The sequence below is a fragment of the Pseudoalteromonas sp. DY56-GL22 genome (assembly GCF_041414715.1).
GTDB classification, from domain to species: Bacteria; Pseudomonadota; Gammaproteobacteria; order Enterobacterales; family Alteromonadaceae; genus Pseudoalteromonas; species Pseudoalteromonas simplex.
This window is the reverse complement of the sequence record NZ_JANHZR010000010.1, coordinates 94101-104373: the sequence shown is the minus strand read 5'-3', so window position 1 is coordinate 104373 and position 10273 is coordinate 94101. Positions and strand designations below refer to the sequence as shown.

Genomic DNA, 10273 nt, shown 5'->3' with positions numbered 1-10273 from the left:
TTGGAGCGGCACACGAGGCTCGAACTCGTGACCTCAACCTTGGCAAGGTTGCGCTCTACCAACTGAGCTAGTGCCGCTTTCTTTATCTTGGGGGCTATGCCCTCTCAACACGGACGCATTCTACAGAGATTATTAAACGCGTCAATATAAAAAATGCTAGTTTTGAACTGTTTGCTTATTTTTTATCTAAAACGGTGTGTAATTAAACGTTTAGGATCAATTTTTGGTCAATTCTGACCATGCCGCTATTAAATACTGCAACATAGAACTAAGCGTTAACAATGTTGCGACGTACAAAAGGCCATAACTTAAGTAGATCATCCATGTATCAAACTGCCAGATCAAACCAATAATAGCTAGCATTTGTGCCGCAGTTTTAAACTTGCCCATGTTTGATACAGCTACGTTGTCACGTTTACCCTGCTCTGCCATCCATTCGCGTAAGGCAGAGATAACAATTTCACGGCTAATAATCACTAATGCCGGAATAGTCATATACAAACTTTGATAGTGGCTTGATAAAGCAACCAGTGCTGCGCACACCATTACTTTGTCAGCAACCGGATCTAAGAACGCACCAAAAGGCGTTGACTGATTTAAACGACGCGCTAGATAGCCATCAAGGATATCTGTGATTGACGCAAGCCAGAAAACAAACGCAGCTGCAAAAAATGCCCATGAGAAAGGCAAATAAAATATCACCAAAAAAATGGGGATAAGAAAAAGTCTAAAGGTTGTGAGTGTGTTTGGAATATTCCACATAACTACTTGGAGATGTCTTTTTTTACTATATTCGCACGAAGGCTAAGCCTTGTCATGCAAATGATTAAATATCTTTTCAGCCATTTCAGGGCTGATCCCAGGAACTTGTTTTAATTGGTCTATATTAGCAGCTTTTACCCCTTGCATGCCCCCTAAATATTTTAATAATGCTTGTCGGCGTTTTTGTCCTACGCCGGTAATTTCTTCTAACAATGATTGTGTGCGTTGTTTTTGTCGTTTATTACGATGCCCTGCAATAGCAAAACGGTGCGACTCATCACGAATATGCTGAATTAAATGCAGCGCTGGCGCATCTGAATCAAGTGGTATTGTTTTACGTCCGCCATCAATTAATAGCGTTTCTAAACCTGGTTTTCGACTAGTACCTTTTGCAACACCTACCAACAATGGCATTTTATTATGCGGCCAGTTTTCAAAATATTGCTCAGCACGAGATAATTGACCTTTACCACCATCGATAAAGATGACATCTGGAATTTTTTCTTCATCGACAACTTTGTTGTAGCGTTTATTAAGTGCAAATTCCATCGCAGCATAATCATCACCACCTGTGATGCCAGTAACATTAAATCGGCGATATTCTTTATTATTTGGCCCTTGCGAATCAAACACCACACAACTTGCTACCGTGTTTTCACCCATTGTATGGCTGATATCAAAACATTCCATGCGATTAATATCATCTAGACGTAATGTTTCTTTTAATTGTGCGTAACGTTTATTAATGGAGTCTTGGGTACTTTGCTTAACACTAATGCTATTAAGGGCATTTTTATTAGCAAGCTTTAAATACTGTGCCCGCTCACCGCGATTAGCAACTTTTAAACTCACTTTACGTTCAGAGATAGCCGTAAGCGCTTCACTTAATGGCTCACTTTCTTCAATACTGAACGGTAAGATAATTTCTTTGGCAATACGCCCCGTTGCACCGGGTGCTAAATAATATTGACCTAAAAACGAGGTTAGAATTTCTTCTTCACCGGAGTCTTTTGGTACTTTAGGGAAATAAGTTTTACTGCCTAGCACTTTGTGGTCGCGGATCATTAATAAGTGAACCGCATTTAAACCATTTAAATGCGCAAAACCCACTACATCCATTTCGGCATGATTACCTGAAATAGATTGTTGCTCCTGCATTTTTCGAAGCAACATGATTTGGTCACGAACTTTGGCCGCAAGCTCAAATTTAAGTTCTTTACTTGCTTGCTCCATCTTTGTGACTAAATCGGCGATAACTTCATGAGATTTACCCAGCAAAAACTTACGGACAAAATCAACTTCTTGTTGGTACTCTTCATCGGAGATTTTATTTACACACGGTGCTGAGCAGCGCTTTAACTGATATTGTAAACAGGGACGGCTTCTCGCTCGATAATAGGCATCTTCACATTGGCGAACCGGAAAAATTTTTTGCATTAAACGCAAACTTTCAGAAACCGCTCCCGCACTTGGAAATGGACCAAAATATTCGCCTTTAATTTTTCGGCTACCACGATGAAAAGCAAGTCGTGGGTGCTTATGATCAGTTAACAGAATATATGGATATGACTTATCATCTCGCAGCAAAATATTATAACGAGGCTGATATTTTTTTATTAGATTGTTTTCGAGTAATAAGGCTTCGGTTTCGGTGTTAGTCAGGGTGACTTCAATACCGCAAATATTACTGACTAAGACACGCGTTTTACTATCAGTTACATTGCTACGGAAGTAACTACTGACACGCTTTTTTAGATTTTTTGCCTTACCGACATAGATTACTTGCCCTTCACTATCAAGCATTCGGTAGACACCGGGCTCACTTGATAGTGTTTTTAAAAAACGGGCTGGTTCGAAATCAGACATTGAGCAAATTAATGCGAGCTATCAATGTCGATCATTTTATGACGAATTGCTAAATGGGTAAGTTCAACATCCCCCCCTACATTTAGCTTTTCAAACATGCGATAGCGATAGCTATTCACCGTTTTTGAACTGAGGTTCAAACGCTCTGCGATGTCTTGCGCTTTCTCACCTTTAGTGATCATCAGCATGATTTGCAGCTCACGCTCGGACAAACTCTGGAAAGGGTTTTCATCTGTTCGCCCACTTACCTGGGCAAGCGCAATTTGCTGCGCAATTTCAGGCGCAATATAACGTTGTCCTGCATTCACTGCACGAATGGCGTTAACCATTTCGTCAGAACCGGCACCTTTAGTCAGATAACCGTGTGCACCGATTTGCATTACTTTACTTGGGAATGGGTCTTCACAATGCACAGTAAGCACAATAATTTTTACATCTGGGCAATAACGACAGATTTTCTTTGTCGCTTCTAAACCGCCAATACCTGGCATATTCATGTCCATCAACACGATATCTGGTGAATGTTGACGGCAAAATTGCACCGCTTCTTCACCGGTTTTAGCTTCACCCACCACTTTAAAACCGCGAACATCATCAAGTATACGTCTGATCCCTGTCCGTACAAGTTCATGGTCATCAACTAAAAGTACATTAATCAATGGAACACCCTCAAATAACCAAATAGCTGCTTTCGCACAATTTAATGTGCCACATTAGCACAGAAAAAGTGAAACGATAAATCAAAATATCGTTTCACTAATTAAATTTAAGCTGATGCTTTCTCGCTGAAACGATCAACCCATAGGGCAATGATACCATCACCTGTTACATTACAGGCAGTACCAAAGCTATCTTGTGCTAAATAAAGTGCAATCATTAATGCAACCGCACCTTCATTAAAACCAAGCATACTTGTTAAAAGACCCAATGCCGACATAACTGCCCCACCTGGTGCGCCAGGCGCAGCAATCATTACAACGCCTAGCATCATAATAAATGGCAACATACCAAATAACGATGGTACATCCATATTCGGTGATAAGAACATGACAGCCATTGCACATGTCACAATCGTAATTGTTGAGCCCGATAAATGGATAGTTGCACATAAAGGTACTGTAAAGTTAGCCACATCTTCTTTTACGTTATTTGCTTTACTTGAGCGAAGCGAAACAGGAATTGTTGCTGCACTCGACATTGTACCTAAAGCAGTAAAATAAGCGGGTAGCATATTTTTTACAAGCTCTAAAGGATTACGCTTTAGTAAAAGGCCTGTAGATACATATAAAACAGTCAGCCATAGCCAATGCATAATTAATGCAGCTAGCAAAACAATACCAAATGTTTGCAGCGTATCAACCACGGTGCCAGCAACTGTCATTTCCGCGAAAACACCGGCAATGTAGAAAGGCAATGCAGGAATAATTACTTTTGCTAATAAGCCATCAATCACATCACGGCCCTGATCAGATACTTTCTTTAAAGTATCAAGCTGTAACTGGCTCATACCAATACCAAAAATGAATGCCGCAGCAAGTGCAGTCATTACACTCATAAGAGGTGGAATTTCTAGATCAATAAAGCTGCCCACTTCGGTAGCAACTTCTGCTTCAAACGTTAAACCGCCATCAAACAATGGGATCATAGCGCTGACAAGTAAAAACGCTAAGGTTCCAGCAATAACGGTTGAACCATATGCAAAGCCAACTGTTTTTCCTAACAAGTGGCCTGACCCTTTTGGTAAACCAGCAATACCTGATGCGATAAAAAATAAAATAATTAACGGGATGGTAAAGGTGATCAACTGACCTATTATTTCTTTTACTGTGTAAAGGAGTTCAACACCTGTTAGTGGCACATATAAGCCCACTAAAATACCGGCAACAATACCAGCAATTAATTTTAGAATTAAATTCATAACGATCACTTCAATTTTTAGGTGGTAATCTTTTACCACGTTTTAGTTTACTTTTGTTATAAAACAGCCAAATTAACGTTTAACTGCGCAAATTACCACCACAGCTTGTTAGAATCTAATTTGAACGTAAATATATGCGCCCTGTCGCGTTGCATTTGTTAACAAAGTTGCAAATTAATAACATGCTCGCAGTTTTGAATACCCGTATAGTGCTTATGTATAAATCAATGTTAAGTGCCGCTCTATTAAGCGTGCCTTTTACCAGCTTGGCCACCAGCCAACCTGTCACCCTTCCTTTTATTGCAGAGCAGGCAACAATCGACGGCCAGCTTAATGAACCAAGTTGGCAACGTGCAAAAAAAATTACCATAGGCAACGTTACTTGGCCTTACGAAAACAGTAAAAGCCCCGTCACCACCTACGCTTATGTTTATGAGGATGGCGAAACACTTTTTATTGGCTTTGAAGCGAATGACCCAAACCCAGAACTTATTCGTGCTTTTTATCGTGATCGTGATGCCGCCTGGGATGATGACTTAGTTGGCCTAAAAATAGATTCATACAATAACTCTCAATTAGCCTATCAATTTTTTATTAATCCTCTTGGCGTACAGCAAGACTCAATAGAAAATGAACTAACCAAGCAAGAAAGCTCATCATGGGATGGTATTTGGGATAGCGTCGGTGTTATTCATGATAAAGGCTATACAGTTGAAGTGGCCATTCCATTACGCGTATTGAATTTTGACGACAGCGTAGCGACTAAAACGATGGCAATGGAGTTTTTACGCTTTTTACCGCGCAGTGAACGGTTACGTATCTCAAATATGCAGATTGACCACGGGAACAATTGTTGGATTTGCCAAATGCCAAGTTACCAAGGCTTTGAACAAGCAAAGCAAGGCAATAACGTAGCGATTATTCCATCTTTGGTGCTTGGCAAAAATGAGACCCGTGATATTGATGGCTCTCAAGTAGCTGATTGGGAGTCAGAGAACAATACTGAAGCCAGCCTAGATGTTAAATGGGGGATCACCCCAGATATCACCTTAAATGCGACGATTAATCCTGATTTTTCTCAGGTTGAAGCAGATGTTGCACAATTGAGTGTGAACAATAATTTCAGTTTATTCTTCCCAGAAAAGCGTGCCTTCTTTTTAGATAACGCTGACTACTTTGCCTCAACACTTAACCTTATTCATACCCGTAATATTGCCCAGCCAGATTACGGCACGAAAATCACCGGCAGCAAAAATGGTCATACATTTGCCGGCTTCATTACCAATGACGCGCAAACCAATGTGTTGATCCCTGGCAATTTAGGTTCATCTCTTGTCGCCCTAGACGAGAAAAGTGAAAACGGTGCCCTGCGTTATCGATACGATTTTGAATCAGGCTTATCACTTGGGTCAACTGCAACACACAGACAAAGTGATGGCTATAAAAACACAGTTTATAGTTTGGATAGTAAATACAAACCAACAGTAAACGATGTGTTCTTAGTGCAAGTATTAAAGTCACAAACGCAATACAGCCAAGATTTTATCGACGAGTTATGTGATGGGGATAACTGCTCACAGCCAGAGCAAGTGAGTTGTGAATTAAATAGTGACTGCGACTACAACGAAGGCGTACTACGTGTTTTAAGTAAAGAACAGCAATCAGGTACTGGTTACTACCTAAAGTATCAACACGACGAGAAATACTGGCGCGCATTTGCCGATTTTAATTACCGCGATGCCGATTTGAGAGCTGACTTAGGCTTTATCTCACAAGTTGATTTTAAAAAGTTTACGACTGGTGGCGAATACCGCTGGTATGGCGATAAAGGCAATTGGTGGAATCGCGCTAACCTATATGCTGATTGGGATATTACTCACAACGAAAATAATGAACTTCTCGAAAAAGAAGCACAAACCAGCTTTTCAGTCAGCGGCCCGTTACAAAGCTTTTTTGAGGTCTCTGTTGAGCATCGTAATCGCACTGGCCTTCGCCACGACAAATCACGTTTAGATATCGACGGCAACACCGACTTGTTTAGCGAAAATGGCGTTGGCTTGTACAGTGACTTTAAGCCCACCGCTGGGGTATTTGCTTCTTTATATATGTACACAGGTAATGCCGTTGATTTAGCTAATAACCGCGTTGGTGATAAGTTCCATATACGCCCTGTGCTGAATATGAACCTTGGTAAGCATTTTGAAGTGCGTTTACGTCATACTTATGAGCAACTTGAAGCCGATGGCAGGGAAGTATTTACCGCCAATTTAAGTGATGTGCGTTTAACTTACCAATTCAACGTGAATAGCTTTTTACGCCTTGCAGTCATTTATACCGATTTAGAACGCAATCAGGCTAATTACATAGATGATGTTGATAGCCAATATAAAAAGTTAGCCACTCAGCTACTGTATTCTTACAAGCTGAACCCGCAAACTGTATTCTTTGCTGGTTACTCTGATAATGGCTATCAAGATGATGAGCTGTCATCAATGACTAAAGAGCAGCGCACGTTATTTGCTAAATTTAGCTACGCTTGGTTGCTTTAAGACCTTATCAGCGCACCTTTTGGTGCGCCCTCCCCTTACTTTGTTTGCTTGCTCCTAAACTATATTAATTCCAACTGAAACTCGCACCTTGAGATGGTTTGGGTATCTAAGCCTATTCGCTATATGTTATAGCCAAACTTTACTTTCGTTTTTTATTCACCACAGTAAAGTGTGACTATTACAGATCAATAGCCTAAGCTCATTGATCACGATTGAATAAATTGCTTCCAAGGGAACAGTATGTCTAACATTTTTGAAGATAATTCATTAACGATTGGTAATACACCAATTGTAAAGCTTAACCGCGTAACATCAGGTAATGTTTTTGCTAAAGTAGAATCACGTAACCCAAGCTTCAGTGTTAAATGCCGTATTGGTGCTTCAATGATCTGGGAAGCAGAAAAGTCAGGTGTCTTAACTAAAGACAAAGAGTTAATCGAGCCGACTTCAGGCAACACTGGTATTGCACTAGCATTTGTAGCGGCTTCTCGTGGCTACAAACTAACTCTAACTATGCCTAACACAATGAGCCTTGAGCGTCGTAAATTATTAAAAGCGTTAGGTGCTAACCTAGTTTTAACTGATGGCGCTAAAGGCATGAATGGCGCAATTCAAAAAGCAAAAGAAATTCAAGCAAGTGAGCCTGAAAAGTACATTCTTTTACAACAGTTCGAAAACCCAGCTAACCCAAAAATTCACTTTGAAACAACAGGTCCTGAAATCTTTGAAGCAATGGACGGAAAAATCGACATTTTCGTAGCAGGTGTTGGTACTGGTGGTACTATTACAGGTGTTAGCCGTTACCTTAAACTAGAGAAAGGCTTAAATGTACAATCGGTTGCTGTTGAACCAACTAACTCGCCAGTTATTAGCCAAACTTTAGCTGGTGAAGAAATTAAACCGGGCCCTCATAAAATCCAAGGTATCGGTGCAGGCTTTATCCCAGGCAACCTTGATTTAGAAGTTGTAGATGCTGCAGAGCAAGTATCAAATGAAGATGCCATTGCCATGGCTCATGAACTGATGAAAAACGAAGGCATTTTAGTGGGTATTTCTTCAGGTGCCGCAGTAGTTGCTGCAAAGCGCCTTGCTGAAAAACCTGAAAACGCAGACAAAAACATTGTGGTAATTTTACCAAGTGCAACTGAGCGTTACTTATCAAGCCCATTATTTGCTGAAGAGTTCAGCGATAAAGAGCTTGTTCAGTAATCACCAAGAATCTCTTAGTTTTTAAAAAGGATGCAAACATGTATCCTTTTTTATTATCCAAAATAAATAAAACTATTAATTTTACCGAGTTAACTTTACATCATGCTCATTTAGTCACACACTTTATTTTAAGTTCACTCGAAAAACTACAACAATGAAAAATATACTTTTAATTTTTATCCTTTTAAGTAGCAGCATTCTTTCCGGTTGCGGCTCTGAAGATGCACCAAAAGGTGAAAAAAACACCCCTGGTAACGTAGCGACCCTCTATTTTGATGCTTTGTATAACCAAAACGATTTAAATAAAGCGATGGAATACGCCACGCCGAAAATGGCGCGAATTATGAAATCTTATGGTACCGCTGGGCAGTTCGCTCGCAACTTAGTCAATATGCAATACGATGAAGTGGTGATTGAAGTCGATATGACTAACATGAGCTTGCGCGAACAGTATGGCGATAAAGCCAACATCAATTTGATTTTTACGGGTTATTTTAATGGTAAGAAAATTGATGATATGCGCAGTGTGAAAATGATGCGTAAAAAAGGCAATTGGTACATAGAAAAAATAAATGCCGATCCGTTTGCGCGATAATTGATTACTAAAACTAAAAAGGGCCTGATGGCCCTTTTTTGTTTTAGAGTATTACTGCGAACTGATATTCGTATTACTCTTCGTCAAACTCTTGATGTTGACGCTGTGCAGGACGCGCTAAGATTTCAACATAAAACGATGTAAGCTCTTTTGCTTCAATATCGCTAATACATTTATTAATCTCTGCCACGTGAACGACATTGGCCTCATCCGCTGATTCACCAAACTTACAGTCAAACGCCCAATAGTCGGCACCTGCTGGGAGTGTTTTATTACGCTCACGTTTCAAGTATTTTTTTACTTCGTGCTTGGCTGCATCAACCATACGAGGGTATTTAATTTTCTCGTGGTTTAGCGTGAATGTTTTCTTCATTATAGTCCTAGTAACTTGGTTCAATGACAATGGCATTAAGCCATAGACTGCTATTATAACAAGCGCATCTTAATTTAGCTGTACTTTTTATTAAGTTTATTCATAGTCTATGACAATTCGATTAAGCCTCGAATGCTAAGCTGTCGCCAAATGCAGAGGTTGATGTATCGCCTCATTAGTAAGACTATCATAAAATGCGGCAGCGTCGATTTGTGGGCGCTCAACGGGTTTGTTTTTTTCATAAAAGCGTTTTCTAACTGCTGGCTCACAGTTATCAATCACTTCTAGCGGCACATGTTGCTTATCATCACGAACATTCAAAGGCTCTGGATTTAAGCAATGACGTAATTTTATATCTGATAAACCACCTTGCAATAGTCTAAATGCATTTTCTTGCCCAATTAGCATATCAAACTGTTCGGGAGCTAATGGTTGTGTAGGACCAGCACCTAATTCAGTACGCAGAGCAGACTCAGATACTTCAGGATTGCTTAATTCAGTTTTTGGTAGGTGGAACTGGCTAAAATCGAGCGCATCATGAGAAAGCATTGCGAGTAATAAAGCAAACTCTCCAGAGCGGTGCTCGTGAACACTTTTATTTAGACGATTATCGAGTTGACTCTCTGTGAGCAACAAACCATCAATTTGCATAGTCTTTAGCCAAATAGTTTCTTGATTAACCAGTTATCGGCATTTATGCATTTTTCTTTAGTTTTTTTCTTTACTTAAATAATCAGTTTGCTATTATCAGCGCCGTTGCATTGGAGGGGTTCCCGAGCGGCCAAAGGGATCAGACTGTAAATCTGACGGCTCAGCCTTCGCTGGTTCGAATCCAGCTCCCTCCACCACTTTTCTTCTCAGTGAAGTGGGGCCAAATGCAATAGTAAAAATTTGTGTGGAGGGGTTCCCGAGCGGCCAAAGGGATCAGACTGTAAATCTGACGGCTCAGCCTTCGCTGGTTCGAATCCAGCTCCCTCCACCACTCTTACTCTTTCTAGCTT

9 protein-coding genes and 3 tRNA genes are annotated in these 10273 nt (G+C 40.3%); 5 read left to right on the top strand and 7 right to left on the bottom strand.

Annotated features, from left to right (window positions below; all coding sequences use genetic code 11):
- Window position 1: 1 nt before the first annotated feature.
- The 5 genes from NO991_RS18300 to NO991_RS18280 all read right to left on the bottom strand — a co-directional run bounded on the left by NO991_RS18300 (window position 2) and on the right by NO991_RS18280 (window position 4546).
- Window positions 2–77: transfer RNA gene (locus NO991_RS18300), tRNA-Gly, on the bottom strand.
- Between the two features lie 139 nt (window positions 78–216).
- Window positions 217–762 (bottom strand): CDP-diacylglycerol--glycerol-3-phosphate 3-phosphatidyltransferase, encoded by a 546-nt coding sequence (pgsA, locus tag NO991_RS18295; protein ID WP_054553645.1) that lies wholly within the window; start codon window positions 760–762, stop codon window positions 217–219.
- Between the two features lie 42 nt (window positions 763–804).
- A complete protein-coding gene (gene uvrC, locus NO991_RS18290) occupies window positions 805–2628 on the bottom strand; it encodes an excinuclease ABC subunit UvrC (protein WP_054553646.1) in 1824 nt (607 codons plus the stop codon).
- An 8-nt stretch (window positions 2629–2636) separates the two neighbouring features.
- Window positions 2637–3287 carry a UvrY/SirA/GacA family response regulator transcription factor gene (gene uvrY, locus NO991_RS18285; protein WP_054553647.1) on the bottom strand — a complete coding sequence of 217 codons (651 nt, stop codon included), beginning with the start codon at window positions 3285–3287 and terminating at the stop codon, window positions 2637–2639.
- 107 nt (window positions 3288–3394) lie between these two features.
- Window positions 3395–4546 carry a dicarboxylate/amino acid:cation symporter gene (locus tag NO991_RS18280; protein ID WP_054553767.1) on the bottom strand — a complete coding sequence of 384 codons (1152 nt, stop codon included), beginning with the start codon at window positions 4544–4546 and terminating at the stop codon, window positions 3395–3397.
- 215 nt (window positions 4547–4761) lie between these two features.
- On the opposite strand from NO991_RS18280, the gene NO991_RS18275 reads away from it, so the two are divergent.
- From NO991_RS18275 to NO991_RS18265, 3 genes are all read left to right on the top strand, one after another.
- Complete coding sequence (locus NO991_RS18275) at window positions 4762–7095, top strand: DUF5916 domain-containing protein (protein WP_371352266.1); 2334 nt, start codon at window positions 4762–4764, stop codon at window positions 7093–7095.
- A gap of 240 nt (window positions 7096–7335) precedes the next feature.
- Window positions 7336–8304, top strand: a complete 969-nt coding sequence (gene cysK, locus NO991_RS18270; RefSeq protein WP_054553648.1) for a cysteine synthase A — start codon at window positions 7336–7338, stop codon at window positions 8302–8304.
- A gap of 154 nt (window positions 8305–8458) precedes the next feature.
- Window positions 8459–8899 carry a hypothetical protein gene (locus tag NO991_RS18265; protein ID WP_138618601.1) on the top strand — a complete coding sequence of 147 codons (441 nt, stop codon included), beginning with the start codon at window positions 8459–8461 and terminating at the stop codon, window positions 8897–8899.
- Window positions 8900–8972: 73 nt separating this feature from the next.
- Here the strand turns inward: NO991_RS18265 and NO991_RS18260 are convergent, their stop codons facing one another.
- Together NO991_RS18260 and NO991_RS18255 are read right to left on the bottom strand one after the other, a co-directional pair.
- A complete protein-coding gene (locus NO991_RS18260; RefSeq protein WP_054553650.1) occupies window positions 8973–9272 on the bottom strand; it encodes a DUF6172 family protein in 300 nt (99 codons plus the stop codon).
- A gap of 135 nt (window positions 9273–9407) precedes the next feature.
- Window positions 9408–9923 carry a VC2046/SO_2500 family protein gene (locus NO991_RS18255; RefSeq protein ID WP_054553651.1) on the bottom strand — a complete coding sequence of 172 codons (516 nt, stop codon included), beginning with the start codon at window positions 9921–9923 and terminating at the stop codon, window positions 9408–9410.
- A 112-nt stretch (window positions 9924–10035) separates the two neighbouring features.
- Between NO991_RS18255 and NO991_RS18250 the strand changes: the two genes are divergently transcribed.
- Window positions 10036–10120: transfer RNA gene (locus NO991_RS18250), tRNA-Tyr, on the top strand.
- 49 nt (window positions 10121–10169) lie between these two features.
- Window positions 10170–10254, top strand: a tRNA-Tyr gene (locus tag NO991_RS18245).
- The last annotated feature ends 19 nt before the right edge of the window (window positions 10255–10273 follow it).

What these genes read in the sequence shown, in the direction of transcription:
- pgsA (WP_054553645.1), bottom strand. Translation starts at nt 762, where the DNA reads ATGTGGAATATTCCAAACACACTCACAACCTTTAGACTTTTTCTTATC.
- uvrC (WP_054553646.1), bottom strand. Translation starts at nt 2,628, where the DNA reads ATGTCTGATTTCGAACCAGCCCGTTTTTTAAAAACACTATCAAGTGAG.
- NO991_RS18280 (WP_054553767.1), bottom strand. Translation starts at nt 4,546, where the DNA reads ATGAATTTAATTCTAAAATTAATTGCTGGTATTGTTGCCGGTATTTTA.
- NO991_RS18275 (WP_371352266.1), top strand. Translation starts at nt 4,762, where the DNA reads ATGTATAAATCAATGTTAAGTGCCGCTCTATTAAGCGTGCCTTTTACC.
- cysK (WP_054553648.1), top strand. Translation starts at nt 7,336, where the DNA reads ATGTCTAACATTTTTGAAGATAATTCATTAACGATTGGTAATACACCA.
- NO991_RS18265 (WP_138618601.1), top strand. Translation starts at nt 8,459, where the DNA reads ATGAAAAATATACTTTTAATTTTTATCCTTTTAAGTAGCAGCATTCTT.
- NO991_RS18260 (WP_054553650.1), bottom strand. Translation starts at nt 9,272, where the DNA reads ATGAAGAAAACATTCACGCTAAACCACGAGAAAATTAAATACCCTCGT.
- NO991_RS18255 (WP_054553651.1), bottom strand. Translation starts at nt 9,923, where the DNA reads ATGCAAATTGATGGTTTGTTGCTCACAGAGAGTCAACTCGATAATCGT.